Here is a 25,787-nt window from a genome sequence, read left to right on the forward strand (position 1 = left end):
CAACCCCATGCACAGTAGCCAAACGTGCAAAATCATCGAGAAATTGATCCCTCACAGCACGGATGCGGATTTTACGAATTTTGTTTGACGCGTCGGGCAAAACACTGGCATGATGGCATCACCGAAATCGCGGCGCCCCGTCGGCATCCAGGCCGGCCGCTCAATAAAAAAAGAGGAACGCTCCCATGACGTCCAGCTTCGATTTCGCCCCCCTGTTTCCCGCAGGGCTGCCGGCCCCTTCTGCACGCTGGACGGGCCTTGCCAAATACAGCTTTGTCGGCGGCAACAACGATTCCGAGCAGGTGCCGCTTGAGGAGCTGATCGAGGCAGCCAATGAGGCCCTGCGGCGAGAGGGCCGGTCGCTCGCAACTTACGGCCTGGCGCATGGGCCCCAAGGTTACGTGCCGTTGCGCGAATTCCTCGTGACGAAACTGAAGCGCGATGCCGGCATTAGCTGCACGGTCGACGACCTCATGATCGTCTCTGGCTCGCTCCAGGCGCTCGACCTCGTCAACAACACATTGCTGGCGCGCGGCGACACCGTGATCATCGAGCAGGAAACCTATCAGGGAGCGCTGCAGCGGCTGACGCGGCTGGGCGTCAACACCGTCGGCGTTCCGCTCGACGAGGACGGCATGCGCATGGATGCGCTCGCCTCTACGCTTGCCGATTTGAAGGGGCGCGGCATCCGGCCGAAATACATCTACACCATCCCGACCGTGCAGAACCCGACCGGCAGCATCATGCCCGAAAGCCGCCGCGCCGAATTGTTGCGGCTGTCGGCTGAATATGGCGTGCCCATCTTCGAGGACGATTGCTATGCCGACCTGGTCTGGTCGGGACACCGGCCGCCGGCGATCTACGCGATGAGCCAAAATGGCGGCGTGATCCATATCGGCTCGTTCTCGAAGTCGATCGCACCGGCGCTGCGCGTCGGCTTCATCGTCGCGCCCTGGGATGTGATGTCTCGGATGCTGGCGCTGAAGACGGATGCCGGTTCCGGCGCGCTGGAACAGATGGTGCTGGCCAGCTATTGCCGGCCGCATTTCGCAAGCCATGTGCCTGTTCTGACCAAGGCGCTGCGCACCAAGCTCGATACGTTGATGGAAGCGCTCAACGAACAGTTCGGGACTGCGGCCGAGTTTAGGGAGCCCAAGGGCGGCATCTTCCTGTGGGTGAAGCTGCCCGACCAGGTCGATACGCTCAAGCTTTACCAGGCTGCGCTTGCCTCCGGAGTCTCGATCAATCCGGGACCGGAATGGTCGACCAACAAGGGCTATTCGGGCTCCCGCCTGCGACTGTGCTTTGCGAGCCCGTCGCATCAGCAGATTCGCGAGGGCGTCGCCGTACTGGCCGAGGTCTGCCGCAAGGAGTTCGGCGTGCCCGCGCGCAGCGCCAATGTGGAGAAGCGGGCCTAAGCCGCCTGGGGCTGGCTGCCATGGATCGCGGAGGCCAGCCGCAGCAGCAGCACGATCGAAACGTTGCCCTTGCCGGCTTCGATCTGGGCGATGTAGCGCTCTGAAATCCCGGAACGACGGGCGAGCTCCCGGCGCGACAGCTCGCAGCGCGCGCGCGACGATCTCAACCGCTCGCCCAGTTCGGCCAGAAACGCGGTCTCGGAATAAGGCGGTACGGCACAGCTCCCCGGCAGCACCTCGCCCGCGAAATCCATCACTTGATTCAGCATCGCTCTCACCACGTTCGCCTTCGGGATCGCCATCTTACCCCCGACCCGCACGGCCTCATTGACGCGGATCAAATTCACGCGTGATTGGCGGCTGGCGTGGACGATCGCGACGGGGATGCTACACTTGGAATTCCTCAAGGCGGGGCCTTTTGAAACATGACGGGTTGCTTGAGCCGCTGGACTGCGGCGGCGGTGCTTTGGTTTGCGTTCACGTCCCTCGGGCGTGCCGAGACGCTCGCGGCGACGGTCGAGCAGTGGGGCTTGCTCGGCTCATGGGCGGTCGATTGTGCCGTCCGGCCTGACCGCAACAAGGGTGCCCTGCTCACCTACGAAATCCGGAAGGACGGCCGGGTGATGTACCGGCGCGATTTCGGTGACGTCAAGGATGAGAACGAGGTGGTGTCCGCCAGCGTCAACGCTGAAGGCCTGCTCAACGTGATGGTCTACTTCCCATCGCTCCGGCAGACACGCGAATTCGGACTGATGCTGACCGAGAACGGCAGCCTGCGCGCGATCTACAATCGCGACGAGCGCGGCGCGTACTCGATCAAGGACGGCAATTACGCCAAGACCGGCGCACCAACACCTCCGCAGCAACGCTGCGATTAGCAATCGCCTCGAGCCTGAATATCCATTCAGAATTCTCTTCCCGTTCCCCAGGGAACGTTCATGCGAATGCGCGGTTTAAATTTGCATTCGATTGGAGGAGGACATCATGAAGAAGCTTGGTTATGTCGTTGCCGCTCTGGGTGCGCTCGCGGTTGCGGCGCCGACGCTCGCAAGTGCAGAGACTGTGATCGTCAGGCACGGCCATCACGGCCCGTACGGCGCCCGCGCCGAATTCCGCGAGCATCGCGACTATGGCTGGCATCGCGGCTGGCACCATCACGACCGCGTCGTGGTGATCAAGCACGGTCATCGCCACATGGACTACTAATGCGCAACGCAAACTGAAATGGCCCCTCGCGGGGCCATTTCTGTGCGTTCAAACGGGTAGAGAGGACATGTACTCATGAATCCGCTAGGTCCGCTCTACCTCCAATGGCGCCCGAACAGCGGACATCGATTTACGTCGGCTGTGGGCCAACAAGTGACTATAAGCTCGTTTATTCGACCACCTCGTCGGCGGTCAGGAGCAGCTCATTTGGAACGGTGAGGCCAAGCGCCTTGGCGCTCTTGAGGTTGATGACGAGATAAAATTTGGTCGGTTGCTCGACCGGGATGTCCCCGGGTCTTGCGCCCCGCAAAATTTTGTCAATGACCTCGGCGGCGCGCCTGAACAAATCCGGGTAGTTTGGTCCATAGGCCATGAGCGCTCCGGCTCGGGCTGTTTCGCTAATTGAGGCCGTCGTCGGTAACTTGGTAGCCAGCACGAGTGAAGCGACGCGGGGGCGATTGCCATCTATTAGGCCAGCATCCGCGAGATAAACGGCATCAGCCTGATTTTTGAAGGCATCAAAGGCAGGCTCTAGATCGGCAGCTACATGAATGCCCCGCCTGACGAGCGTGATCCCAAATTGGCGAGTAGCAGTCTCAACATTATCGGCTTCGCGCACGCTTGGGGGATAGTTCGCATCAAACAGGATTCCTAAACTTCTGAGACCTGGAACGATCTGGCGAAGAAGTTCAACTCGCTTGCTTCCGATTTCGGCTTGTTGAACCGACATTCCAGTCACGTTGCCCCCCGGGTGCGCGAAATCAACAATGAGCCCAGCCGCTACTGGGTCAACCGCGGGCACGAAAACAATAGGAATTGAAGCAGTCGCCTGTTTCACCACGACCGCAGCGCCTCCGTAGGTTGAAATCAGGTCAACCTTCTTGCTGACTAGCTCTGCGGCAATTTCGACGACACGCTCTCGGCGTCCCTCGGACCACCGATACTCGACTTGGAGCGTGCGGCCCTCAATCCAGCCAAGTTGGCCAAGCCGCTCAACAAGAGCGGCTTGCCAGGGACCAAACGCCGCCGGCGTATTTCCAATGAGTGCAATCGTCCGAAGCGGCAGCTGCGCTCGAGCCTCGGTCGCCCATATCGCGGAAGTTCCAAGAAGCCAAATGAAGTCTCGGCGTTTCATTGCGCCCCCCGCATTTTGCAAGAGTGCGAAATTATTCCAAAGCGGACCGGGCCAAGCCGCTTGCCAGCCAAGTACCGAATTCAATCGCTTCCTCTCGCATTATCCTCCCGGTCGGGAAGGTCCGCAACGGATCAATCGCGACGGCTGGCCCGGTTTAACTGTGGGATGCGGCAGCGACCGGCCAATTCCCGACTCATGCAGCGCAGCGTCCAAGGCCTTGCGAGCCAAGGTCAGGCTGCGCTTAGAGGGAAGCGCTCAACCTTGCGGCCCTGGCGCAATTCGATTTCAGCGCCCCGGCAGAGCGGATAGTCCGTCAGAACCGGGCGGATCGCATCAAAGAGCGCGCGGGCGTTTGGGCCGTAAAGGAAGAGCTGCACATTTTCCGGACCGTGCTCGTGACCGTCGAGTTCGCCCGCATCCATCTCGTCGAGCCGTCGTTCGAGCCTGACCTCAAGTGTGTGCAGATCGCATTGCGCATAGATCTCGGCGGGAAGGCCGATGCCATCCAGCGTGACGAGCACGGTGCCGTTGGGCTTGCGCTTGACGGGTTGCTTGGCGGGTTTCGGAGCCGCGCGCGGCGTCGGCGGCGCCTCGGTCTGGAGCAAGGCGGCGGCGCGTGCGCGCAGCGCGTCGGCTTCAGTGGCGCGGTCCAGGGCCTCGAGCGCGTCGGCCTCGTTGCTCAGCTTTTCGGCAAGCTTCTCTCTGTTGGCGTTTGGAAGCGCCTCCATGACGGCGCGGGCGCGGCCGAACCACTTGAGCGCTGCTTCCTTATCGCCCGCATCGCGGCGGATTTCACCCTGTGTGCCAAGGGCGTGGGCGAGAAACTCGCCGCCGACCGGGGTCAGGATTTCGACCGCGCGGTCGGCCTCAGTCCGGGCGCGCGCGAAATCGCATTGGCGGCGGTAGACACTGGCGATGTTGTTGTGCAGGTTGCCCCGCTGCGTCGTCGTCGTTTTCGGATCGCGCTCGCGCGCCTCGCGCACTTTTTCGTACCATGCGAGCGCCTCTTCGAGCCGGTTCGCCCGGCTCGCCAGTACGCCGAGATTGAGCCATGCGGTCGCGGCCTGGTTGCTGTGGTCTTTCGCGGCGAAGATGTCCGCGGCCTCGCGGAACGCCGTCGATGCGCCGTCCGGGTGGGACCTGAGGATGGCGTTGCCGAGATCGAGCAAGGCGTGAGCGAGCAGCAGCTCCGGGCCCGAGCCGCGGGTCAGGTCAATCGCCTCGCGCAGCACGACCGCCGCTTCGGCCGAGAAGCCGAGACGCGCGAGGCAGCGGCCAGCGCGCCAAAGCCGGCCGCGCACTGCCTCGGCATTGCGACGGGTCAGGGCGACAGCTTGCTGGCAATAGGGCAGCGCGCGGCGATTTTCGTTTCGGTCCATGAGCGCATCTGCGATCACGTCGACGCTCTCCAGCGTCCGGCTCGGCTCAGTGAGGCTCTTGAGGACCGCCATTGCCTTGGCGGCGCGCTTTCCCATCGCCCCGCTTTGGCCGGACACGGCGTGGCATGTTGCCGCCGCGAAATGCGCGGCGGCCTTCATTTCGCGGGCGTCGGTATCGTCGCGCGTTGCCAGCTGGGTCAGGATGGCGTCGAAGACGTCGATCATCTTCGGATTGCCGGTGCGCGCTTCGCGAAGACCGAGCTCCAGCGCGGCCGCGCAATCGACGAACATGGCATCCACTGCGCGCGCTCCTGTTCCCGCGACGGAGAATTACGCCGATCTTGGCATTCGCGCGTCAATCATGGATCAGGCAAAACGCTAAAATTTGAATGTTAGGCCGGCTTCGGGTCACAAGCTGCAATGCTCTGATCAAGCTGCTTGCCCCCAAAGCCGACATCGGCGCCTTTATGAGTAAACGCCCTAGTCCCAGTCTGGCGCGAACCCGGGATTGACGCACCGCCTGTCCTTCGGCAGCGCGGCGATCTTCTTGCGGTCGGCATCATCCAGCTTGATCTTCAGCGCATCCCAATTGGCCTGTTGGCTCTCGCGGCGTGACGCCTTCGGAATCGCGGCGACGCCGTCCTGGTCGAGCAGCCATTTCAACGCCACTTGCGCCGCGCTCGCATTATGCCTGGCGCCGATCTCGGCGAGCACCGGGTCGGAGGCAAAACGCCCTTGCGCAAGTGGGCAATAAGCAACGAGCGGAATCGACCTGGCGCGGAGATAGGTCAGGACTTTCGATTGATCCAGCATGGCGTGATATTCGACCTGGTTGCAGGCGATCGGCGCCTTGATGTCCTCGACCGCGATCCTGAGCAGCGCCGTGGTGAAATTGGCAACGCCGATCGCTCGCGTCCGCCCCTCCTCCTTCAGCTTCATCAGGGTCTCGAACACGGCACCCCAGTTCGCCGATTTCGACGGCCAGTGCACCAGATAGAGATCGACGTGGTCGAGCCTGAGCTTCTTCAGGCTGGCATCGAAGGCGCGACGGATCGCATCCGGCGTCAGATTGTCGTGCCAGACTTTTGTGGTGACGTGCAGCTCGCCGCGCGGCAGGGAGGCAGCCGCCAGCGCGGCGCCGATGGCCTCCTCGTTGGCGTACATTTCGGCGGTGTCGATGTGGCGATAGCCGATCGACAGCGCGGTCTCTACCGCGGCGCGGCAGACGTCGCCCTGCATCCGGAAGGTGCCGAGGCCGAGCTTGGGCATGCTGATGCCCTGTGTTTTCAGATTGTCCATTGAACAGGCTCCTGAAGGCATTTCAGCCCGCCGGATGCGCGCGGCATGCCGCGAGAGCAGGCTCTTCGGTCATGGAAAAGAGGTGGCGGGTGCAGGTATCATAGCGCGGCGGGGATAGCGCGGCTAATCAAGATCGGGTTAGCGCGGTCGGGTTTGGCTTTCGCCCCAACGGTGGACGGTTTTGCGACGTGGGGGTGACGGCCTCGGACTGGACTAATGCTTCCAGTTGCAGATGCCACCGGAACGGCACGGCCAGGTCTGGATGCGCGTATCCATGGCCTGCGCATTGAGCGGATTGCCGTGGCGATGCGCAAGCTTGGTGCGGGCCGCGCCACGCGGCTGCACCCTCTTCGTGTGAGCGACCTTCGGCTCGGACTCGTGCACGCGCTCGGCCGCGACCTTCTTCGGCACGTCGAGCGGTTCGGCACGCGCTTGCGCCTCGTTACCGCCCTTCGCCTCTAGCGCAACGGGAGCGAAATGCGTTTCGGGACCGAGCCGCTTCGGCGACAGCACGGCCTTGGAGAGATCGAGACCGAGATATTCGTCAGGCTTGTAGTCGTCAGCGCGCGCAACGCCGGCCCATGCAAGCACGAGGGCAATTGCAACTGCAAAAGGAACGCTTTTCAGGACCACGGACGCCTCCTGAAATTGATTGTTAAAGAGTAATTTACTCCTATCTAGGAGGCGTCGCGCGCAATTCCAGCGGTCAGTTGCGGCCGTGGTTAAGAAGTTTGGCGGTGTCAGGCGACCTTTCGCGTCGCCCCCGCCCCATCCAGGAACCCCATCAGACGGTTGCGGATGATGTGTTCCGCCTCGGTCATGATGCGGTCCACGAGTTCCTTGCAGGTGGGAATGTCGTGGATCAGACCCGCGACCATGCCGCAGCTCCAGGCGCCGGCATCCATCTGCCCCTCCAGCATGATCTTGGGATAGACGCCCGCGACCTGGTCGTGAATGTCGTCGATCGTGAGCTTGTCGCCCTTGGCATGCTCGATCTCGAGCAGGCGATCGACATTGGCGTTCTTCAGCACACGCTCGGTGTTGCGCAAGGCCCGCATGATCAGCCGCGTGTCGAGCTCGGTCGCCGCGACCAGCGCGTTCTTCACATTCTGATGGACGGGTGCTTCCCTGGTCGCGATGAACCGCGTGCCCATGTTCATGCCTGATGCGCCCAGCGACAAGGCTGCGACGAGACTGCGCCCGTCGGCCATGCCGCCGGAGGCCACGAACGGGATCTTCAACTCCTCCGCCGCGCGCGGCAACAGGATCATGTTGGGAATGTCGTCCTCGCCAGGGTGGCCACCGCATTCAAAGCCATCGACGCTGACGGCGTCGCAGCCGATGCGCTCGGCCTTCAGCGAATGACGGACCGACGTGCATTTGTGGATGACCTTGATGCCGGCCGCCTTCAGCGCCGGCATGTAGGCTTCCGGACTGCGGCCCGCGGTCTCCACCGCCTTGATGCCGCCCTCGACGATCGCTGCGATGTATTCCGGATAAGGCGGTGCCGAGAAGGTCGGCAGGAAAGTGAGGTTCACGCCGAACGGCTTGTCGGTCATGTCGCGACAGCGCGCGATCTCCTTGGCGAGCAATTCCGGCGTCTTCTGCGTGAGGCCGGTGATGATGCCGAGCCCCCCGGCATTGGAGACAGCGGCCGCGAGCTCGGCAAAGCCGACGAAATGCATGCCGCCCTGGATGATCGGGTGCTCGATGCCGAACAGTTCGGTGATCGCGGTCTTCACTTACATATCCTCCCGGATTTTTGCTTGAAATCAGTCTAGCCGGACCTTTGCGCCGCAGTCACCATTTCTCGCCGAACGGGCGGATCTCCATCTCGAAGGTCCAGGCACTCCTGGGCTGCTGATAGAGCTGCCAATAGGAGTCAGCGACGGCCGACGGCGGCATCAGCAGATCGGGATTGTCCAGCGCGTTGGGCCCAAGCGCCTCGAGGCGGCGCTGCCGCACCCATTCGGTGTCGACGCCGGAATCGATGATGAGATGGGCGACGTGGATGTTCTTCGGCCCGAGCTCGCGCGCCATCGCCTGCGCCACCGCGCGCAGTCCGAACTTGGCGCTGGCAAAGGCGGCAAAGCCGCTGCCGCCCCGCAAGCTCGCGGTCGCGCCGGTAAAGAAGATGTTGCCGCCGCCTCGCGGCAGCATCAGCCGCGCCGCCTCGCGCCCTGCGAGGAAGCCGGAATAGCAGGCCATCTCCCAGACCTTGCGAAACACGCGCTCGGTGGTGTCGAGGATCGGGAAATTGACGTTGGCGCCGACGTTGAAGATGCAGACCTCGAGCGGCGCGTGCTTGTCGGCATCGTTCAGGAAGGAGATGACTTCCTCTTCCTTGCGCGCGTCCAGCGACCGCGCGTGGATTTCGCCGCCGGCGGTCTCGATGTCCTTCACCAGCGGGGCGAGCTTGTCGCCGTTGCGACGGCCCGCGTAGATCGAGAAGCCCTCGGCGGCGAATTTCTTTGCAATCTCGGAGCCGATGAAATCGCCGGCCCCGATCACGGCCACGGTCGCGTTTCGCTTGGGCAAAGTTGCCTCCTCCGATGGGAGCTTACGATGTGCCGAAGGCTATCGTTCTGAAATAGAACTGTCAAACTGAGCGGCGAAATGCTAGTTTACAGTGAAAATACCGCTGATCGTTCAAGTCAGTTCCTTTTTAGACTTACGGTGGAGAGGATCATGAAGTGGGATGCGCTGGAAGAAGAACCCTGCTCGCTGTCTCGCACCGTCGCCGTGGTCGGCGATCGCTGGACGCTCCTGATCCTGCGTGAGTGCTTCTTGCGCGTGCGCCGCTTCGAGGCATTCCAGTCGTCGCTCCAGATCACGCGGCATCTGCTGTCGGAGCGTCTGAAGAAGCTGGTTCGCCTCGGCATCCTCCGCCGCGTCCCCTATTGCGAGGCGCCGAAGCGCTATGAGTACATCCTCACGCAGAAGGGGCTCGACCTCTATCCTGTTATCATGGCGATGGTGCATTGGGGCGACATCCACATGGGCGACGAGCGCGGCCGCCCCTTGCTTCACGAGCACAAGAACTGCGGCAAGCTGTTCAATCCGGTGATGGTGTGCTCGGAATGCGGCGAGGTATTGCATGCCAAGCAGGTGCACGTGCATGCGGGGCCGGGGCGGCGGGGAGCTGACGCCGCCTAATGCCCCCGCGCCGGCGCGGCAAGATCGATCGGACGCAGCACGGCCGCAGTCGGGATCATCAGCACGGCAATGAGCGCGAGCGTCCAGAACACATCGATATAGGCGAGGAAATCGACCTGCTGCTGCAAGGTTCTGCCGACCCAGGCGACCGCCTGCGAGGCCGCATCGCTGGCATTCGAGCCTTGCGCCTGGAAATACCGCGTCATCGCATCAATGGTCTGCTGGTAGCCGAGGTCGGACGGTGCGGCGTGCTCGATCAGGCGGCTCTGGTGGAATTGCTGGCGCTGGGCGAGAAGCGTCTGCGCCAGCGCAACCCCCATCGAGCCACCGATATTGCGGCCGACATTGATCAGGGCGGAGGCCTGGTTGGTTTGCTCGGGTGGCAAGCCCTCATAGGATGCTGTCGTCACCGGAAGGAACAAGAAGGGAAGAGCGAACGCAAGATAGATCCGCGCCAGCGCGGCATAGCCGTAGGTGATGTCCGCGGTAAGTCCGGTCAGATGCCACATTGAAAGCGCGGCGACTGCAGCGCCGAACATGATCAGATATTTCGGCTGCACCATCGTGACCAGTCGTCCCGCCACCGGCATCAACATCATGGTCACGACGCCGCTCGGCGACAGCACGAGTCCCGCGAGCATCGCGGTGTAGCCCAGCTCGGTCTGCAGGAGCTGCGGCAACAGCTGCGTCGTTGAGATCAGCACTGCAAACGTGCCGAGCATGACCAGGAAACAGGACCCGAACTGCCACCTGCCGAGCAGGCGGATGTCGACGATGGGATCATCCCGCATCAACTCCCATGGGATCAACGCGAGCAGGCAGAAGGCGGAGAGCAGCGCGAAGAACACGATCATGTTCGAGCCGAACCAGTCGTTGCGCTGGCCTTCATCGAGCACGAATTCGAGCGCGCCGAGTCCGATCGCGACGAGCAGGAAGCCGATGTAGTCAACGCGCAGGCCCTTGCTCAGCAGCTTCTCCCTCTCCTCTTCCGCGCCCGACGGCTCCTTGACCAGCGTGCCGACCAGGAAGAGCGAGAGCAGCCCCATCGGCACGTTGATCAGGAAGACCCAGTGCCAGCTATAGGTATCGGTGATCCAGCCGCCGAGCGTCGGGCCGATCACCGGCGCGACCACGACGGCGACGCCATAGATGGCAAAGGCCTGGCCTCGCTTCTCCGGCGGGAACGAATCGGCAAGGATCGCCTGCTCGCTGGTGGCCATGCCGCCGCCGCCGAGGCCTTGCAGGATGCGGAACAGCACCAGCGCCTGCAGATTCCAGGCGAGGCCGCACAACAGCGACGCCACCGAGAATGTCGCCACGCACATCATGTAAAAGCGTTTGCGGCCGATGACGGTCGACAGCCAGCCGGAGATCGACAGCACGATGGCGTTGGCGACGAGATAGCTGGTGATGACATAGGTGCTCTCGTCGATGCCGACAGCGAGCCCGCCGGCGATGTGGCGTAGCGCGACATTGGCTATCGTGGTGTCGAGCACCTCCATGAAGGTCGCGATCGAGACCACGAAGGCGATGAGGTATGGATTGTGTCCGCCTGCGGCCGAACGTTCCGGCGACCAGCCTCCGGCGGACGCACCGTCTTGGGTGGCGTCGGTCATCGCACCTTGACCCAGGGCACGACCGACATGCCGGGACCGACAGGCAGATCGGCCGGCCAGTTGTCGACCACGATCTTCACCGGCACGCGCTGCACCACCTTGACGTAATTGCCGGTGGCATTCTCGGCCGGCAGCAGGCTGAAGGCGGTCCCCGAGCCCGGCTGCACGGAATCGACATGGCCGGTCAGCTTGCGTCCCGGATAGGCATCGATGCGGATTTCGACCGCCTGACCCGGCCGCATGTCATTGAGCTGGGTTTCCTTGTAATTGGCGACGATCCAGACGTCGTCGGGCACGAACATCATCAGGCTCTGCCCCGCGGTCACGAACGTACCTTTGGCGCCCGAGAGCTTGACGACGCGGCCGGATTGCGCGGCGACGACGCTCGTGTATTGCAGGTTCAACCGGGCCTGATCGAGCTGCGCCTGCGACTGTTGCAGCTGCGCCTTGGCGCCTTCGAGCTGGGCCTGCAGCGTCTTGATGCCGACCTGCGCGGCGATCACGGCGGTCTTGGCGCGTTCGGTGTTGGCTTGCTGGGCCTGAAGATCGGACCGGGTCTGCTGCTGACGCTGCACGGTGCCGGCGCCCTTCTCGACCAGATCCTGTGCGCGGTTGAACTCCTCCTGCGAGAACTGGAGCTGCGCCTGCGCCTGCTCGAGCTGCGCCTGGGCCTGCTTGATCTGCTCCTGCTGGGAATCGATCTGCGCCTCGACATTGCCGATGTTGGCCTTGGAGACTTCGACCTGCGCATTGGCCTGATCGACGGCGATGCGATAGTCACGCTCGTCGATTTTGGCGAGGAGATCGCCGGCGTTGACATGCTGGTTGTCGGTAACAGGGACATCGGTGACATAGCCGCCGACTTTCGAGGCCACCGAAAAGCTGCGCGCGGCGACGAAGGCGTCGTCGGTGGACTCATAGTGACGGACCTCGAGCCAATAAAGCAGACCGCCGGCCAGGGCGGCGATCAGCGCGATTGCGCCGATGCTCGCCAGCAGCCAGTGCTCGCGAAGTCGATCGCGCAGCGACGGCGCCTTGTCCGATTTCCCGGACTGTTCTTTGGCCTGGTGCTTGGGGTCGGGCGAATTCCTTGGAGCTTCCACCTTCTGAGGCTGCTCCGCGGAAGGCCCACGCTCCCGGGTTTGAGCATCCACTGCGAACACCTCTATCGGGATTTTTCGGCAAACGGCTGGCCTGCGCACATGCCGGGGGCCTAACCGCAGCCCTGAAGCATGGTTCCGGGTCCTGGGAGCACCGCCGCCATTTGTGATTGCATTGCGCAAAAAAGAAGCGCGGCGCTGTCGGCGCCGCGCCTCACCAATGCCCACACACCATCAGTGCGTGTTCGTCTTTTGCCACTTCTCGAGATCGGGCTTCACCTTGTCCGATCCCTGCTCTTTCTCCGGGGTACCTTTCCAGGGCGTGTCCGTCTGCCTGTGCGAACCCCAGTCACTCCGATCCCGGGGATCATCGTTGGGCCGTTCTTTGCTCATCGATCTCTCTTTCTGCAAGAACGTCAGGCGACGGGAACACCGTAATAGGCGTTGATGCCGCGCAGCGCGGCGTCGTCGCCCCAGTTCCAATCGCTGCGCTCGCCGTATTTCGGCGCGCCTTCCAGCGCCTTGGCGGTGATTCCGGTGACATAACCCCCGAGTTCGGTGTCGTACTTGAGCGACTGCCAAGGCAACGGATAATGGTCATTGCCGAGGCCGAGAAATCCACCGAAGCCGAGGACAGCGTAAGACACCCTGCCGCTGACCTTGTCGATCATCACGCGTTCAATCGAACCGATTCTGTTGCGATCGGCGCCGTAGACCGATGTTCCCTCGACCTTGTCGCTGCCGATCAACCGGCCCATCTCGCTGCGGTCCAGCTCACCTTGATTCAACATCGCAATCCTCCACTCAGCCGATACGTGAACTAACTTGCAGGAAGGGGCGATCGTTCCAGGACTGACCTGCGATCAGACGGGAACATCGCCGGAAACGCGCTGTTCTTGATAATCAATGGAGACAACCATGAGCGACTTCCGCGACATTCAGCACGGCGTCAACGATCCCGTCGACGGCGTCGATGTGAAGCACCGGATCAACGCCAACCAGACGCCGCATGAGCGGGCACAACGCCATGCCGACGTGCGCGCCGATCCCTCAGCCTCGCCTTCCGAGCCGTTCCTGCCGGAACGCTTGCGGCGGAAACCGACCGATCCGATTAATCCTCGCACCGGCCGCAATCCCCGGGATTAGGAACCTCGGCCCCGCGGCTCGTGTTGGTTTCCGCGAGGACTCGCACGGCAAGGCCGCGCGACCAACAGAGGGACCTAACCATGAAACGTGCCGTCATCGTCTTTGCCTGCGTGCTTCTCGCAGGCCCCGCGCTCGCGCAGTCGATTGGGGAGAAGACCGGCGTCAATTCGGCGCTGGGCGTCGCACCCAAGACCGCCGATTTCGTCAAGGAGGTCGCCATCAGCGACATGTTCGAGATCGAATCGAGCAAGCTCGCCGAGCAGAAGGGCAACGCCCAAGAGAAGACGTTCGCGCAGCAGATGATCACCGACCACACCAAGACCAGCAGCGAGCTGAAGGGCCTGGTCGGAAACGGCAAGGTCCAGGCGACCTTGCCGACTGCGTTGGATAGCTCTCATCAGAGCAAACTCGACAAGCTCAAGAGCGCCTCGGGCAAGGATTTCAGCTCGGACTACAATTCCTACCAGGTCAGCGCCCACGAAGACGCGATCTCGCTGTTCGATCGCTATGCCAAGGGCGGCGACAACGCCGCGCTGAAGGAGTGGGCCGACAAGACGCTGCCGGCACTCAGGCATCATCTCGACATGGCCAAGGAACTTGGCAGAGCGCCGAGCGTCGGACAAACGAAGTAAAGGCCTTCCGAGGACGTCGGCTCTGCCGGCGTCCTCGGTTAGCAGCGATGCTCCTCTCCGCTGGTTGAGATCGCAAAATCGCGGAGACCTTCATGGCAGATCACGACAACACTTTGGTAACCCGGCGGCGCGTCGTGCACGCCGCGAGCGCCACGCTCGCTGCGGCATCGCTGGCGCCGTCGGTGGCGAAAGGAAACATTGACATGGCCGAGCAAGATCTGATCGATCCCCTCACCCGCTATCCGAAGCCGCCGTTCAAGAAGCAGTCGCAGCCCTGGCCGGGCCTCGCCGGCAAGATGGAGCCGCGCCCCGATCACGGCGAGACCAGCTACAAAGGCTCCGGCCGGCTTACCGGCCGCAAGGCGCTGATCACCGGCGGCGATTCCGGCATGGGCCGGGCGGCCGCGATCGCGTATGCGCGCGAAGGCGCCGACGTCGCCATCAATTACGTGCCGGCGGAGGAGCCCGACGCGCAGGAGGTCATCGCGCTGATCAAGAAGGAAGGTCGCACCGGTCTTGCGATCCCAGGCGATCTTCGAGACGAGGCGTTCTGCAAGAAGCTGGTCGAGCAGGCCGTGCAGGGCCTCGGCGGGCTCGACATCATCGTCAACAACGCCGCCCGCCAGCAGGCACGCGCCTCCATCCTCGATGTCTCATCGGAAGATTTCGACGCGACCATGAAGACCAACATCTACGCGCCGTTCTGGATCATCAAGGCGGCGCTGCCGCATCTCAAGCCGGGATCCTGCATCATCGGCACGACATCCGAACAGGCTTACGATCCCTCGCCCGATCTCTACGACTACGCACAGACCAAGGCGGCGACGATGAACTACGTGAAGTCACTGTCAAAGCAACTCGCCTCCAAGGGCATTCGCGTCAATGGCGTCGCGCCCGGACCGATCTGGACGCCGCTCCAGGTCTCCGGCGGCGCCACGATGGAGAAGCTCGAAAAGTTCGGCGGCATGACACCACTGGGCCGCCCCGGACAGCCCGCCGAGCTCGCCTCGATCTATGTGCAGCTTGCCGCGGCCGATGCGAGTTATGCGACCGGTCAAGTGTACGGCGCCGCCGGCGGATCAGGCCAACCTTAAGACCCGCCGGACGGTACGTTCGGAACCGTCGGGCGGGAATGTTCGTTGTCATGCGAGCGCAACAAAGTCGTCAGGAAGATAGCTCGTCAGCAACGGCCCCATGGCACTGGTAACCATAGAACCGACCCACGCCGATCATGCGATCGCCAATGAGATCGCTAACCACACCAACTCGCGGCTCGAGCAAACGGCCGAGGCGCTGACCTGGGGAGCCGACGAACATATCCTGATAGGACTTGCCGCGGCAGGATGGGTCTACACCCAGCTGCGGCAACCGAGCCAGCGTCCCACTGCAAATCACGTGTTGCTGGTCTCGCTGGTCACGGCCCTGCTTCCGCACGTCCTGAAATCAGTGTTCGACCAAACGAGACCGGATCGGCTAACGGCGGTCGGCCACTGGCGCGGCATTCCGATATCAGGGCAGTCTCGCGACGCATTTCCGTCTGGTCATGCCGTACACATGGGCGCCCTTGCCTCCGCCGCTGGTCTACTTCCAACAAGACCGCGGCGTGTCGTTCGCGCTGTTGCCGTGGGGCTTTCACTGACGCGCGTTGTCCTGCTTGCTCATTGGGCGAGCGATGTACTGGCTGGCTTCACTTTGGGCGTGGCTGTCGAGAGACTTCTCCGTCCGCTTACCCTCGGCTGGTCGCGCATGGCATCCCGGACGCGGCGATGACGGAGTACCTTGTCCGCTTCATCGCGGGTGGCGTTGTCGTCTCTGCCTTCGCGATCTTTGGAGACATGCTAAAGCCGAAGAGCTTTGCCGGACTTCTCGGTGCCGCCCCCTCGGTGGCGCTGGCGACGCTGGGCATCGCCGTTGCCCAGCACGGCGCGCAATATGCTGCGGCAGCCAGCTGGACCATGATCTATGGTGCGGCAGCCCTCGCCTGCTACAGCCTCGCGGTCTGCCATCTCCTGATGAGGTTTCGTTTCACGGCCTTGCCCGCCACGATCATCGCTTTTGTCGTATGGCTTGTGGTTGCCTTTGCCCTGCTCGCGGGTTTCGGAGGCGCCGCTTGATGCCGGTCCAGCTGTCATTGTCGGCTCTGAAGCAAACGCATTGGTACGAGTACGGCGTTCGCTTTCTGCTCGGCGGAACGGCGACGGTTTTCGCAGGTATCGTCAGCGCGCAATGCGGCGTCGCCGTGGGCGGGCTCTTCCTTGCGCTGCCTGCTATTTTCTGTGCCAGCGCGACGCTGATCGAAAGCCATGAGCGCCGGGCCAAAGAGAAGGCGGGTCTCTCGGGACGAAGACGCGGACAGCAGGCGGCAGCTCTCGACGCTGCGGGTGCCGGCTTGGGGAGCATTGGTCTTGCAGCGTTTGCCGCGACCTTCTACGCCCTGGTTGCGACGAGTGTGATCGGAGCATTCGCCGTCGCCATCCTCGTGTGGGCTACCGTCTCGGTATCGGCCTGGTGGTTGAGACGGAAGCTCCGCGCCACATCTCATCGCACGCACACGGAGCGCTGAGGGCGATCAGCGCGAGGCCGGCGCCTCTTGCCGCGGCATCAGGAAATCGTACATCTCGGCTGCAGTGTGCAGCTGATCAATGCGGGCGGCGACGGAGTCGCGCTGATGACCAGCCGGCAGACGCGATAACTCATGTTCGAGCCGCAGCTTTTGCGCCACGAGACGCTGTTCGAAGGTGTGAGGCTCAGATCGTTTTCGCATCTTCCGTCCTTGGCGGTTGCAGGCCGGGGCTGTTGGCCCAGCGCTCGACCTGATCGATGACCTTCTGGTGGCTTGGTCGCACCGGTTTCGATGCTTCGGGCTCTTCCGACAGCTTGCGGGGTAACCTGACTTCGTCCGTCATGGCGGCTCTCCCTCTGCTGTAGAATGCGCCAGCGGAAGAGTCGTTTCAATCATAACCTATTGATATTTTTGAGGGTTATTACTCATTTGGCGGTATCGACGATTCATGTGGAACTCTTGCTAAGTTCGTTCGTTGAGTAAGCTACTCAATCTACTCAATTTGCGTGATGGACCATGAACGACCTTCGCGCCGAGCGGCTTCAGGTCATGCTCTCGCCGGAAGAGCTCGCTGCCGTTGACGATTTCCGATTTAAGCATCGCATGCCGACGCGAGCGGCAGCGGTGCGCGAATTGCTCAAATTCGGACTGGCGGCTGCGGGCGTAGATGCGGGGGTCGGCGTGAAGTCGAGCAGCTTCGGCGTGTTCGGCCGCGGCCCTGACGGGCACACTCAAGGCGACCCTGACTCCGGCACAGACGGCTGATCGGTACGATCCCTCAAAACGAAACGACCCCGGCACGGGCGTGCCAGGGCCGCTCTTGGAGATTGCTTCCGGAGCACCGGGGGCATGTCAACCGGAAGCAATCTGTCGACTCCTCGTATGCGGATTCGTTCCTCGCATAGTCAGCCGCTCGGCGCAGCGCCGGAATCGTCGGGCGTCATGCCCGAGCCCGGTGTCTTGCTGTCGTCGTTGAGCTTGGGATCGCGCGTCGCCTCTCGCGACGGCGACCCTTTCTGGTCCGACTTGTGGACGGTCTGTGCACGCTGCTTGTCGCGCGGCTGCTCCTCCGCACGCTTATCCCTGACGATGCCTTGGTCGGAATGTGCCATGTTGTCTTCTCGCCTCTTCCGATGCCTCGCAGCGCTTACGCGCCGGTGCGTCGAATGTTCCGAAATTGGCGAGAGGAGTGCGGCGCTAACTATGCGCCGCGCGCATCCCAACTGATGTGTGTTCCTGATGCATCTGACGAACCGTCGTCACGGTCGCGAACGCGACCGAGACGCCAAAGGCGAGAACGAGTGAGAGAAGTGCCAGACGTGGAGCCATCGCAAAACCTCCTTCTGGATTCGAAAATCAGCGCGATCGACTATTCCTCGATGATTGCTGGTTCGTCTCGCCGATACCGTGAGCAGTCTCACACGCGGAGTCATGAAAAGAGAGCGGTCAGGCACCCTGGCTGCGCGGGGCGCCGACCTGAACGGGCGGAATTTCGCCGTCGAGCCAATCCTGTTCTTTCGCCAAAGCCGTCCAGGCATCCGCCATGCGCGAATAGCGATTATAGGCGGGTCGCCCTTCTGACCGCTCGGCCAATTGCAGGCAGTTTTCGGCGTTATCCCTGAAGATATCAGACTGTTTCATGGATTAGACGTGGGCACGGAACCAGCGGCCCGCAACCGCCCTTACAGGATCTTAACTCGACGGGAACTTCCCACGTCATGGACCATTGTTCGTTCATGCGGATACTTGTCGCGATTCTCCTGGCCTGCATCAGCACCGCGGCCCTCGGCGACAGCACGGGCGAGCAAATGCGCGGCGACCGTGCACCCGACGCAACGGACGTCATCAGCGGGCTCTACGCCTTCAGCCGTTTCCAGCAGGGCCTCTTGGAGAGTTCCGACCTGAAGGGGAATGCGGAGGTCAAGAACCTCGCCGCTTTGCGCGCTGAAGAGGCGGCCAGGCGCGACAAGAAGCTGCGGGAGATTCAGGATGCCATTGGCGCCGAGCCGCGCGTGAGCAAAGCATCCTCGGCAGGCCCCGGCCTCGTCATGCCCGACGACATGGACGGGCCGGCCTATGTCAGAAGTTTTTATGCGGCACAAATTCCCGAATACGAATCCACGATCGGCCTGCTGGAGCGCTATCTGAGGACGCCCGACAACCCCGCACTCGCCGCTTTCGCGCGCGAGCACCTGCCGGCGCTGCGCGCACAGCTGCAAGACACCGAACGCACCATGGCTGACAAGTAGCAGGCTTACCTGTCCTGTGGATGAGGCTGCTGGTCCATCGGACGGACATTACGATCGCTGTCGGGCATCTTGTCCCGGCCGGCATCGCCATTGGCATCCTTGCCGCCCGAGGTCGAGGTGCCGCTGCCGCTGGGGCTTGACTTCGTGGCAGTCCCCGTCGTCTGCGAATCCGCCTGCGGCGTGGCGGAACTGGCCGCCGGATCGCCCGTCACCGCGCCGCGCCCACTTGGCGCCCCCTGCGCATACGCAGATCCAGCGGCGACCAAGATGACGGCAAAGATGGCTAATCCAGCTTTCATCTGCGCTCTCCCTGTTTAGCCAGAGGCTAACCACGCGGCCACCCCGGCGTTCCCGAGCGCCTTTGGCGGGGGCATTTCAGGACGGAAACGGCAAATGCCCTCGAGTTTTGTGCAACGGCATTGGAACCGAACGCGAATTTCGCCGTTGCCTTGGTTGGGCTGAGCAAGGCAGGTTCCAATTCCTGGCGTCACAACCTTGGCGCTTGATTTCGAATTTGGCTGACGCTCTATTTTGGATAGTCGCGTCCTGCCATAGGATTTGGCCGACGCCTGCGGGGGAATCAGTATGAGCGACCTCGATCCCGGAACAGCATCACGCTCCGGTCGTCGCGTCCAAAAGCCAAAACCGAACGGCATGTCAGAGCCGGATTCCCGGGCGGAATTGCTCCTCGCGCTTCAGGCCATGCGCAGCGGCGATTTCTCCGTGCGCATGAGCGGCGACTATCTCGGCATGGACGGCAAGATTGCCGACACGTTCAACGAAATCATCGCGGCCAACCAGCGAATGGCACAACAGCTCGAGCTGGTCGGCCAGGTGGTGGGGCGCGAAGGCAAGACCCGCCAGCGGGTCAAGTTCGGCCTCGCCTCGGGATCCTGGGCCGACATGGAAGGCTCCGTCAATACTTTGATCGACGATCTGCTGTGGCCGACGCGCGAGGTGACCCGCGCCGTAGCCGCCGTGGCACAAGGCGACCTGCTCGACACCGTCAAGCTCGACGTCGAGGGCCGCCCGCTACGTGGTGAATTCCTGCAATCGGCGACCATCGTCAACACGATGATCAAGCAGCTCGGCGTGTTCACCTCCGAGGTGACGCGCGTCGCGCGCGAGGTCGGCACCGAGGGCAAGCTCGGTGGCCAGGCCCAGGTGCCCGAGGTGACCGGCGTCTGGAAGGATCTGACCGAGAGCGTCAACTCGATGGCGAACAACCTGACCAACCAGGTTCGCAACATCGCCGAGGTGACGATCGCGGTCGCCAATGGCGACTTGTCCAAGAAGATCACGGTCGACGTCCGCGGCGAGATCCTTCAGCTCAAGGAAGCCATCAACACGATGGTGGACCAGCTCCGCTCCTTCGCCTCCGAAGTGACGCGCGTGGCGCGCGAGGTCGGCACGGACGGCAAGCTGGGTGGCCAGGCGATCGTGCCGGGCGTTGCCGGTACCTGGAAGGATCTCACCGACTCCGTGAACGCGATGTGCGGCAACCTGACTGCACAGGTCCGCAACATCGCCAACGTCACCACGGCCGTGGCGCGCGGCGACCTCTCGCGCAAGATCACCGTGGACGTGCGCGGCGAGATCCTGGAGTTGAAGGACACCATCAACACCATGGTGGACCAGCTCAACGCCTTCGCCTCCGAAGTGACGCGCGTCGCCCGCGAGGTCGGCACCGAAGGCAAGCTCGGCGGTCAGGCCCAGGTGCCCGGTGTGGCCGGCACCTGGAAGGACCTCACCGACAACGTCAACTTCATGGCCTCGAACCTGACCGCGCAGGTCCGCAACATCGCCGACGTCGCCACCGCGATCGCCGGCGGCGACTTGTCGAAGAAGATCACCGTCAACGTCTCGGGCGAAATCCTTCAGCTGAAGGAAACTCTCAACACCATGGTGGACCAGCTCAACGCCTTTGCCGGCGAGGTCACGCGCGTGGCGCGCGAAGTCGGCACCGAAGGCCGGCTCGGCGGCCAGGCCAACGTGCTCGGCGTCGCCGGCACCTGGAAGGACCTCACCGAGAGCGTCAACTCGATGGCCTCGAACCTGACCGCCCAGGTCCGCAATATCGCCGAGGTGACCACGGCGGTCGCCGGCGGCGACCTCTCCAAGAAGATCACCGTGGACGTGCGCGGCGAGATCCTGGAGCTGAAGGACACCATCAACACCATGGTGGATCAGCTCAACGCCTTCGCCGGCGAAGTCACGCGCGTGGCGCGCGAGGTCGGCACCGAAGGCAAGCTCGGCGGCCAGGCCCAGGTCCGCGGCGTCGCCGGCACCTGGAAGGATTTGACCGACTCGGTCAACTCGATGGCCTCCAACCTGACCGGCCAGGTCCGAAACATCGCCGAAGTCGCGACTGCGGTCGCCAAGGGCGACCTGTCGAAGAAGATCACGGTGAACGTGTCGGGCGAAATCCTTCAGCTGAAGGAAACGCTCAACACCATGGTCGACCAGCTCAACGCCTTCGCCGGTGAAGTCACGCGCGTGGCGCGCGAGGTCGGCACCGAGGGCAAGCTCGGTGGCCAGGCCCAGGTGCCCGGCGTCGCCGGCACCTGGAAGGACCTCACCGACAACGTCAACTCGATGGCGGGCAACCTCACCGCCCAGGTCCGCAACATCGCCGAGGTCGCGACCGCCATCGCCGGCGGCGACCTCTCGCGCAAGATCACGGTGGACGTCCGCGGCGAGATCCTTCAACTGAAGGACACCCTCAACACGATGGTCGACCAGCTCAACCGCTTCGCCGGCGAAGTGACGCGCGTGGCGCGCGAGGTCGGCACCGAAGGCCGCCTCGGCGGTCAGGCCAACGTGCCCGGCGTCGCCGGCACCTGGAAGGATCTCACCGACAGCGTGAACTCGATGGCGGGCAACCTCACCGCCCAGGTCCGCAACATCGCCGAGGTGACGACCGCCGTGGCGCGCGGTGACTTGTCCCGCAAGATCACCGTGGACGTGAAGGGCGAGATCCTCGAGCTCAAGAACACCATCAACACCATGGTGGACCAGCTCAACGGTTTTGCCGGCGAAGTCACGCGCGTGGCACGCGAGGTGGGCACCGAAGGCAAGCTCGGTGGCCAGGCGGAAGTGCCCGGCGTCGCCGGCACCTGGAAGGACCTCACCGACAACGTCAACTTCATGGCCTCGAACCTGACGGCCCAGGTCCGCAATATCGCCGAGGTCGCGACCGCCATCGCCGGCGGCGACCTCTCCAAGAAGATCACGGTGGACGTGCGCGGCGAGATCCTCCTGCTGAAGGACACCCTCAACACCATGGTGGAGCAGCTCCGCTCCTTCGCCGCCGAAGTGACGCGCGTGGCGCGCGAGGTCGGCACCGAGGGCCGGCTCGGCGGTCAGGCCGTGGTGCCCGGCGTCGGCGGCACCTGGAAGGATCTCACCGACAACGTCAACCTCTTGGCCGCGAACCTCACCACGCAGGTCCGCAACATCGCCGAAGTCACGACCGCCGTGGCACGCGGCGACCTGTCGCGCAAGATCACCGTGGACGTGAAGGGCGAGATCCTCGAGCTCAAGAACACCATCAACACCATGGTGGACCAGCTCAATGCGTTCGCCGGCGAAGTCACGCGCGTGGCACGCGAAGTCGGCACCGAAGGCGAACTCGGCGGTCAGGCCCAGGTGCCCGGTGTGGCCGGCACCTGGAAGGACCTCACCGACACCGTCAACTTCATGGCGGCGAACCTCACCGAGCAGGTCCGCGGCATCGTCAAGGTGGTGACCGCCGTTGCGAACGGTGATTTGAAGCAAAATCTCACCGTGAAGTCGAAGGGCGAGGTCGCCGCGCTCGCCGACACCATCAACAACATGACCGAGACGCTCGCCACCTTCGCCGATCAGGTGACGTCGGTGGCGCGCGAGGTCGGCGTCGAAGGGCGTCTCGGAGGTCAGGCCGACGTGCCCGGCGCGGCCGGCACCTGGAAGGACCTCACCGGCAACGTCAACCTGCTCGCGGCCAACCTCACGTCCCAGGTGCGCGCGATCGCGGAGGTCGCGACCGCCGTGACCAAGGGCGACCTGACGCGATCGATCCAGGTCGACGCTCGCGGCGAGGTGGCCGAGCTGAAGGACAACATCAATACGATGATCACCAATCTCCGTCTAACGACGGAGTTGAACACCGAGCAGGACTGGCTGAAGACGAACCTGGCCAAGTTCACCAACATGCTGCAGGGCCAGCGCGATCTTGCGACCGTGGGCCGGCTGCTGCTGACCGAATTGTCGCCGTTGGTGAACGCGCATACCGGCGTGATCTACCAGGTCGAGAATGAGGATAATCCGCAGCTCCTGCTGCTCGCCTCCTATGCCGGCGACGGCGTCTACCCCTATCAGCGCGTGCTGCAGTTCGGCGAAGGCCTGATCGGCCAATGTGCCGTCGACCGGCGCCCGCGCATGATCGCCAACATCCCCGCCGACGTCGTACCGATCAACTCCGCGCTGCTGCGCGTCGCACCGAAGAACCTCGTGGTGCTGCCGGTGCTGTTCGAGGGTCAGGTGAAGGCGGTGATCGAGCTGGCTTCGCTCACCTCGTTCACGACCTCGCAAATGACGTTCCTGGAGCAGCTCACCGATTCCATCGGCATCGTGCTGAACTCGATCGAAGCGACGATGCAGACCGAAGGCCTGCTCAAGCAGTCGCAGCAGCTCGCCGGCGAACTGCAGACGCAACAGCGCGAATTGCAGCAGACCAACGACCAGCTCGAGCAGAAGGCGCAGCAGCTCGCCGAACGCAACGTCGAGGTCGAGCGCAAGAACCAGGAAATCGAGCAGGCCCGCCGCGCGCTCGAGGAAAAGGCGACCGAGCTCGCATTGACCTCGAAGTACAAGTCCGAGTTCCTCGCCAATATGAGCCACGAGCTGCGCACGCCGCTGAACTCGATCCTGATCCTGGGACAGCAGCTCACCGACAATCCGGACGGCAACCTCACCGCCAAGCAGGTCGAATTCGCCCGCACCATCCACGGCGCCGGCACCGACCTCCTCAACCTCATCAGCGACATTCTCGATCTCTCCAAGATCGAGTCCGGCACGGTGACTGTCGACGCCGAGGAAATCCTGACCGCGAACCTGCTCGAGACTGTCGGGCGGCCGTTCCGGCATGAAGCCGAGAATCGGAATCTGTCGTTCAAGATCGACGTCGATCCGAACCTCGCCCGCAGCATCGTCACCGATTCCAAGCGCCTGCAGCAGGTGCTGAAGAACCTGCTCTCCAACGCCTTCAAGTTCACTGCCGAAGGCGAAGTGCGGTTGAAGGTCGCCGGCGCGGTCGGCGGCTGGGGCACGGATCATCCGGTGCTGAATTCCGCACCCGCCGTGATTGCCTTCGAGGTCTCCGATACCGGCATCGGCATTCCCCTGGAGAAGCAGAAGCTGATCTTCGAGGCGTTCCAGCAGGCGGATGCCGGCACCAGCCGCAAGTATGGCGGCACCGGTTTGGGCCTCGCCATCAGCCGCGAGCTCGCGAGCCTGCTCGGCGGCGAAATCCACCTGCGCAGCGCCCCCGGCAAGGGCTCGACCTTCACACTGTATTTGCCGCTGAAATATTCCGGCCCGACCCTGGCGCCGCGCCCTGCGCCGGCGTCGCAACATCAGCCGCCCGCACTTCAGCCGAGTGCACCGGAACAGCAGCGCGTCATCGAGCAGCTGCCCGACGACCGGCTCGATCTCGATCCCGGCGACAGCATCCTGCTGATCGTCGAGGACGATCCGCATTATGCCCGGATCCTGGTCGATCTTGCCCGCGACAAGGGTTTCAAGGTCCTGGTCGCGGCGCGCGGTGCCGAAGCACTGGAGCTTGCCAAGCAGTACCAGCCGTGCGCCGTGTCGCTCGACGTATTCCTGCCCGACATGCTCGGCTGGACGGTGCTGAGCCAGCTCAAGCACAACCCGCTGACGCGCCACATCCCGGTGCAGATCATCACACTCGACGAGGACCGCCAGCATGCGCTGGCCCGCGGCGCCTTCTCCTTCGTCAACAAGCCGACCACGACCGAAGGTGTGGCGGCTGCGCTGACGCAGATCAAGGAATATGCACGGCCACGGCGCAAGCGGCTCCTCATCGTCGAGGACAACGAGGCCGAGCAGTTGTCGATCCGGGAACTGCTGCATCATGACGACATCGAGATCGTGACCACCGACACCGGCGCCGGCGCGCTCTCGACGCTGCGCGAGGCGCCCTGCGATTGCGTGGTGCTCGATCTCAGGCTGCCGGACATGAGCGGCTTCGAGGTATTGGATCAGATCCGGCGCGACGATGCGCTGTCGAATGTTCCCGTGGTGGTGTTCACCGGCCGCGAGCTGTCGGCCGAAGAGGATGCCGAGCTCCACACGATGGCGCGCAGCATCGTGGTCAAGGGCGTGGAGTCACCCGAGCGCCTGCTCGACGAAACCGCATTGTTCCTGCATCGGGTGATCACGGAGTTGCCGATCGAAAAGCAGCGGATGCTGGAGAAGCTGAACAGTTCCGATGAAGACCTGATCGGCAAGACCGCGCTGCTGGTCGACGACGATGCCCGCAACATCTTCGCGCTGTCGAGCGTATTGGAACGGCGCGGCATGAAGGTGCTGACGGCGACCACAGGCCGCGAGGCGGTGACGCTGGTCGAGTCCAACCCGGAAATCGCCATCGTGTTGATGGACATCATGATGCCGCAGATGGATGGCTATCAGACCATCGGCGTGATCAGAGAGAATCCGGCTTTTCTCCGCCTGCCGATCATCGCGCTGACGGCGAAGGCGATGAAGGGCGACCGCGAGAAATGCCTGGAGGCAGGCGCCTCCGACTATCTGGCAAAGCCTGTCAACACCGATCAATTGCTGCTTGCGATCCGCATGTGGCTGCATCGCTGAGTGGGATCCGCG

Annotated in this window: 28 protein-coding genes; 13 read left to right on the forward strand and 15 right to left on the reverse strand. The window is 63.2% G+C overall.

Translation table 11 applies throughout. The annotated features are described in order from the left end of the window. Window positions 1-185: 185 nt before the first annotated feature. Window positions 186-1,418: an aminotransferase-like domain-containing protein gene (locus tag BM374_RS25190; protein ID WP_092298269.1), complete on the forward strand. Its 1,233-nt coding sequence runs from the start codon at window positions 186-188 to the stop codon at window positions 1,416-1,418. Here the strand turns inward: BM374_RS25190 and BM374_RS25195 are convergent. After that, window positions 1,415-1,687: a helix-turn-helix domain-containing protein gene (locus tag BM374_RS25195; protein ID WP_092298948.1), complete on the reverse strand. Its 273-nt coding sequence runs from the start codon at window positions 1,685-1,687 to the stop codon at window positions 1,415-1,417. The genes BM374_RS25190 and BM374_RS25195 overlap by 4 nt on opposite strands. 156 nt (window positions 1,688-1,843) lie before the next feature. Here BM374_RS25195 and BM374_RS25200 point away from each other — a divergent pair, with 156 nt between their 5' ends. Then, window positions 1,844-2,296: a hypothetical protein gene (locus BM374_RS25200; protein WP_092298272.1), complete on the forward strand. Its 453-nt coding sequence runs from the start codon at window positions 1,844-1,846 to the stop codon at window positions 2,294-2,296. A 106-nt stretch (window positions 2,297-2,402) separates the two neighbouring features. Then, window positions 2,403-2,624, forward strand: a complete 222-nt coding sequence (locus BM374_RS25205) for a hypothetical protein (RefSeq protein ID WP_092298951.1) — start codon at window positions 2,403-2,405, stop codon at window positions 2,622-2,624. Between the two features lie 169 nt (window positions 2,625-2,793). On the opposite strand, the gene BM374_RS25210 is transcribed toward BM374_RS25205, so the two are convergent. The 6 genes from BM374_RS25210 to BM374_RS25235 all read right to left on the reverse strand — a co-directional run bounded on the left by BM374_RS25210 (window position 2,794) and on the right by BM374_RS25235 (window position 8,975). Further along, on the reverse strand, window positions 2,794-3,759 hold the full coding sequence (locus BM374_RS25210) for an ABC transporter substrate-binding protein (protein WP_092298275.1): 966 nt from the start codon (window positions 3,757-3,759) through the stop codon (window positions 2,794-2,796). A 230-nt stretch (window positions 3,760-3,989) separates the two neighbouring features. Continuing rightward, window positions 3,990-5,363 carry a tetratricopeptide repeat protein gene (locus BM374_RS25215; RefSeq protein ID WP_177248522.1) on the reverse strand — a complete coding sequence of 458 codons (1,374 nt, stop codon included), beginning with the start codon at window positions 5,361-5,363 and terminating at the stop codon, window positions 3,990-3,992. Window positions 5,364-5,618: 255 nt separating this feature from the next. After that, on the reverse strand, window positions 5,619-6,437 hold the full coding sequence (locus BM374_RS25220; protein WP_092298281.1) for an aldo/keto reductase: 819 nt from the start codon (window positions 6,435-6,437) through the stop codon (window positions 5,619-5,621). A gap of 213 nt (window positions 6,438-6,650) precedes the next feature. After that, on the reverse strand, window positions 6,651-7,070 hold the full coding sequence (locus BM374_RS25225) for a hypothetical protein (RefSeq protein ID WP_092298284.1): 420 nt from the start codon (window positions 7,068-7,070) through the stop codon (window positions 6,651-6,653). 107 nt (window positions 7,071-7,177) lie between these two features. After that, window positions 7,178-8,179 carry an NAD(P)H-dependent flavin oxidoreductase gene (locus BM374_RS25230; RefSeq protein ID WP_092298286.1) on the reverse strand — a complete coding sequence of 334 codons (1,002 nt, stop codon included), beginning with the start codon at window positions 8,177-8,179 and terminating at the stop codon, window positions 7,178-7,180. Window positions 8,180-8,237: 58 nt separating this feature from the next. Beyond that, a complete protein-coding gene (locus BM374_RS25235; RefSeq protein WP_092298289.1) occupies window positions 8,238-8,975 on the reverse strand; it encodes an SDR family oxidoreductase in 738 nt (245 codons plus the stop codon). 150 nt (window positions 8,976-9,125) lie between these two features. Between BM374_RS25235 and BM374_RS25240 the strand changes: the two genes are divergently transcribed. Next, window positions 9,126-9,593 carry a winged helix-turn-helix transcriptional regulator gene (locus BM374_RS25240; RefSeq protein WP_177248523.1) on the forward strand — a complete coding sequence of 156 codons (468 nt, stop codon included), beginning with the start codon at window positions 9,126-9,128 and terminating at the stop codon, window positions 9,591-9,593. Here BM374_RS25240 and BM374_RS25245 read toward each other — a convergent pair. The 3 genes from BM374_RS25245 to BM374_RS25255 all read right to left on the reverse strand — a co-directional run bounded on the left by BM374_RS25245 (window position 9,590) and on the right by BM374_RS25255 (window position 13,100). Further along, the gene (locus BM374_RS25245) at window positions 9,590-11,209 is read right to left on the reverse strand and encodes a DHA2 family efflux MFS transporter permease subunit (RefSeq protein WP_092298295.1); all 1,620 of its coding nucleotides are present in this window, start codon (window positions 11,207-11,209) and stop codon (window positions 9,590-9,592) included. The two genes, BM374_RS25240 and BM374_RS25245, sit on opposite strands and share 4 nt — an antisense overlap. Beyond that, window positions 11,206-12,363 carry an HlyD family secretion protein gene (locus BM374_RS25250; protein WP_092298954.1) on the reverse strand — a complete coding sequence of 386 codons (1,158 nt, stop codon included), beginning with the start codon at window positions 12,361-12,363 and terminating at the stop codon, window positions 11,206-11,208. The genes BM374_RS25245 and BM374_RS25250 overlap by 4 nt, the downstream gene beginning before the upstream one ends. Before the next feature lie 362 nt (window positions 12,364-12,725). After that, window positions 12,726-13,100, reverse strand: coding sequence for a PRC-barrel domain-containing protein (locus BM374_RS25255; RefSeq protein ID WP_092298298.1), 375 nt, complete (start codon window positions 13,098-13,100; stop codon window positions 12,726-12,728). 127 nt (window positions 13,101-13,227) lie between these two features. Here BM374_RS25255 and BM374_RS25260 point away from each other — a divergent pair, with 127 nt between their 5' ends. From BM374_RS25260 to BM374_RS25285, 6 genes are all read left to right on the forward strand, one after another. Next, window positions 13,228-13,455 carry a hypothetical protein gene (locus BM374_RS25260; RefSeq protein ID WP_092298956.1) on the forward strand — a complete coding sequence of 76 codons (228 nt, stop codon included), beginning with the start codon at window positions 13,228-13,230 and terminating at the stop codon, window positions 13,453-13,455. A gap of 80 nt (window positions 13,456-13,535) precedes the next feature. Then, on the forward strand, window positions 13,536-14,087 hold the full coding sequence (locus tag BM374_RS25265) for a DUF4142 domain-containing protein (protein WP_092298301.1): 552 nt from the start codon (window positions 13,536-13,538) through the stop codon (window positions 14,085-14,087). Between the two features lie 203 nt (window positions 14,088-14,290). Continuing rightward, window positions 14,291-15,181, forward strand: a complete 891-nt coding sequence (locus tag BM374_RS25270) for an SDR family oxidoreductase (protein ID WP_177248543.1) — start codon at window positions 14,291-14,293, stop codon at window positions 15,179-15,181. 100 nt (window positions 15,182-15,281) lie between these two features. Continuing rightward, window positions 15,282-15,857, forward strand: coding sequence for a phosphatase PAP2 family protein (locus tag BM374_RS25275; RefSeq protein ID WP_092298307.1), 576 nt, complete (start codon window positions 15,282-15,284; stop codon window positions 15,855-15,857). Next, window positions 15,854-16,201 (forward strand): DUF3147 family protein, encoded by a 348-nt coding sequence (locus BM374_RS25280; protein ID WP_092298310.1) that lies wholly within the window; start codon window positions 15,854-15,856, stop codon window positions 16,199-16,201. The genes BM374_RS25275 and BM374_RS25280 overlap by 4 nt, the downstream gene beginning before the upstream one ends. Beyond that, on the forward strand, window positions 16,201-16,650 hold the full coding sequence (locus BM374_RS25285) for a DUF3147 family protein (RefSeq protein WP_092298313.1): 450 nt from the start codon (window positions 16,201-16,203) through the stop codon (window positions 16,648-16,650). Before BM374_RS25280 ends, BM374_RS25285 begins: the two co-directional genes overlap by 1 nt. Window positions 16,651-16,656: 6 nt before the next feature. Here BM374_RS25285 and BM374_RS25290 read toward each other — a convergent pair whose 3' ends face one another. Together BM374_RS25290 and BM374_RS38735 are read right to left on the reverse strand one after the other, a co-directional pair. Next, a complete protein-coding gene (locus BM374_RS25290; protein ID WP_092298316.1) occupies window positions 16,657-16,851 on the reverse strand; it encodes a hypothetical protein in 195 nt (64 codons plus the stop codon). Next, complete coding sequence (locus tag BM374_RS38735; protein ID WP_164938826.1) at window positions 16,835-16,993, reverse strand: hypothetical protein; 159 nt, start codon at window positions 16,991-16,993, stop codon at window positions 16,835-16,837. Before BM374_RS38735 ends, BM374_RS25290 begins: the two co-directional genes overlap by 17 nt. Before the next feature lie 173 nt (window positions 16,994-17,166). On the opposite strand from BM374_RS38735, the gene BM374_RS25295 reads away from it, so the two are divergent. Further along, window positions 17,167-17,415, forward strand: coding sequence for a hypothetical protein (locus tag BM374_RS25295; RefSeq protein WP_092298319.1), 249 nt, complete (start codon window positions 17,167-17,169; stop codon window positions 17,413-17,415). Window positions 17,416-17,555: 140 nt separating this feature from the next. On the opposite strand, the gene BM374_RS25300 is transcribed toward BM374_RS25295, so the two are convergent. Together BM374_RS25300 and BM374_RS25305 are read right to left on the reverse strand one after the other, a co-directional pair. Next, window positions 17,556-17,762, reverse strand: a complete 207-nt coding sequence (locus BM374_RS25300; protein ID WP_092298322.1) for a hypothetical protein — start codon at window positions 17,760-17,762, stop codon at window positions 17,556-17,558. Window positions 17,763-18,096: 334 nt separating this feature from the next. Beyond that, window positions 18,097-18,291 carry a hypothetical protein gene (locus tag BM374_RS25305; RefSeq protein ID WP_092298325.1) on the reverse strand — a complete coding sequence of 65 codons (195 nt, stop codon included), beginning with the start codon at window positions 18,289-18,291 and terminating at the stop codon, window positions 18,097-18,099. Window positions 18,292-18,386: 95 nt separating this feature from the next. On the opposite strand from BM374_RS25305, the gene BM374_RS25310 reads away from it, so the two are divergent. Beyond that, window positions 18,387-18,899 (forward strand): DUF305 domain-containing protein, encoded by a 513-nt coding sequence (locus tag BM374_RS25310; protein ID WP_092298959.1) that lies wholly within the window; start codon window positions 18,387-18,389, stop codon window positions 18,897-18,899. A 5-nt stretch (window positions 18,900-18,904) separates the two neighbouring features. Here BM374_RS25310 and BM374_RS25315 read toward each other — a convergent pair whose 3' ends face one another. After that, entirely contained in the window at window positions 18,905-19,198 is a 294-nt protein-coding gene (locus tag BM374_RS25315; protein WP_092298327.1) for a hypothetical protein, read from the reverse strand. 286 nt (window positions 19,199-19,484) lie between these two features. Here BM374_RS25315 and BM374_RS25320 point away from each other — a divergent pair, with 286 nt between their 5' ends. Then, entirely contained in the window at window positions 19,485-25,775 is a 6,291-nt protein-coding gene (locus BM374_RS25320; protein ID WP_092298330.1) for a HAMP domain-containing protein, read from the forward strand. Window positions 25,776-25,787: the final 12 nt, after the last annotated feature.

Origin of the sequence: Bradyrhizobium sp. Ghvi (assembly GCF_900115265.1) — a bacterium.
Lineage (GTDB): Bacteria > Pseudomonadota > Alphaproteobacteria > Rhizobiales > Xanthobacteraceae > Bradyrhizobium.

Coding starts and splice junctions, on each gene's coding strand:
- BM374_RS25190 (WP_092298269.1), top strand. CDS start 186: ATGACGTCCAGCTTCGATTTCGCCCCCCTGTTTCCCGCAGGGCTGCCG.
- BM374_RS25195 (WP_092298948.1), bottom strand. CDS start 1,687: ATGCTGAATCAAGTGATGGATTTCGCGGGCGAGGTGCTGCCGGGGAGC.
- BM374_RS25200 (WP_092298272.1), top strand. CDS start 1,844: ATGACGGGTTGCTTGAGCCGCTGGACTGCGGCGGCGGTGCTTTGGTTT.
- BM374_RS25205 (WP_092298951.1), top strand. CDS start 2,403: ATGAAGAAGCTTGGTTATGTCGTTGCCGCTCTGGGTGCGCTCGCGGTT.
- BM374_RS25210 (WP_092298275.1), bottom strand. CDS start 3,759: ATGAAACGCCGAGACTTCATTTGGCTTCTTGGAACTTCCGCGATATGG.
- BM374_RS25215 (WP_177248522.1), bottom strand. CDS start 5,363: ATGATCGACGTCTTCGACGCCATCCTGACCCAGCTGGCAACGCGCGAC.
- BM374_RS25220 (WP_092298281.1), bottom strand. CDS start 6,437: ATGGACAATCTGAAAACACAGGGCATCAGCATGCCCAAGCTCGGCCTC.
- BM374_RS25240 (WP_177248523.1), top strand. CDS start 9,126: ATGAAGTGGGATGCGCTGGAAGAAGAACCCTGCTCGCTGTCTCGCACC.
- BM374_RS25245 (WP_092298295.1), bottom strand. CDS start 11,209: ATGACCGACGCCACCCAAGACGGTGCGTCCGCCGGAGGCTGGTCGCCG.
- BM374_RS25255 (WP_092298298.1), bottom strand. CDS start 13,100: ATGTTGAATCAAGGTGAGCTGGACCGCAGCGAGATGGGCCGGTTGATC.
- BM374_RS25260 (WP_092298956.1), top strand. CDS start 13,228: ATGAGCGACTTCCGCGACATTCAGCACGGCGTCAACGATCCCGTCGAC.
- BM374_RS25265 (WP_092298301.1), top strand. CDS start 13,536: ATGAAACGTGCCGTCATCGTCTTTGCCTGCGTGCTTCTCGCAGGCCCC.
- BM374_RS25270 (WP_177248543.1), top strand. CDS start 14,291: ATGGCCGAGCAAGATCTGATCGATCCCCTCACCCGCTATCCGAAGCCG.
- BM374_RS25275 (WP_092298307.1), top strand. CDS start 15,282: ATGGCACTGGTAACCATAGAACCGACCCACGCCGATCATGCGATCGCC.
- BM374_RS25280 (WP_092298310.1), top strand. CDS start 15,854: ATGACGGAGTACCTTGTCCGCTTCATCGCGGGTGGCGTTGTCGTCTCT.
- BM374_RS25285 (WP_092298313.1), top strand. CDS start 16,201: ATGCCGGTCCAGCTGTCATTGTCGGCTCTGAAGCAAACGCATTGGTAC.
- BM374_RS25290 (WP_092298316.1), bottom strand. CDS start 16,851: ATGCGAAAACGATCTGAGCCTCACACCTTCGAACAGCGTCTCGTGGCG.
- BM374_RS38735 (WP_164938826.1), bottom strand. CDS start 16,993: ATGACGGACGAAGTCAGGTTACCCCGCAAGCTGTCGGAAGAGCCCGAA.
- BM374_RS25295 (WP_092298319.1), top strand. CDS start 17,167: ATGAACGACCTTCGCGCCGAGCGGCTTCAGGTCATGCTCTCGCCGGAA.
- BM374_RS25300 (WP_092298322.1), bottom strand. CDS start 17,762: ATGGCACATTCCGACCAAGGCATCGTCAGGGATAAGCGTGCGGAGGAG.
- BM374_RS25305 (WP_092298325.1), bottom strand. CDS start 18,291: ATGAAACAGTCTGATATCTTCAGGGATAACGCCGAAAACTGCCTGCAA.
- BM374_RS25310 (WP_092298959.1), top strand. CDS start 18,387: ATGCGGATACTTGTCGCGATTCTCCTGGCCTGCATCAGCACCGCGGCC.
- BM374_RS25315 (WP_092298327.1), bottom strand. CDS start 19,198: ATGAAAGCTGGATTAGCCATCTTTGCCGTCATCTTGGTCGCCGCTGGA.
- BM374_RS25320 (WP_092298330.1), top strand. CDS start 19,485: ATGAGCGACCTCGATCCCGGAACAGCATCACGCTCCGGTCGTCGCGTC.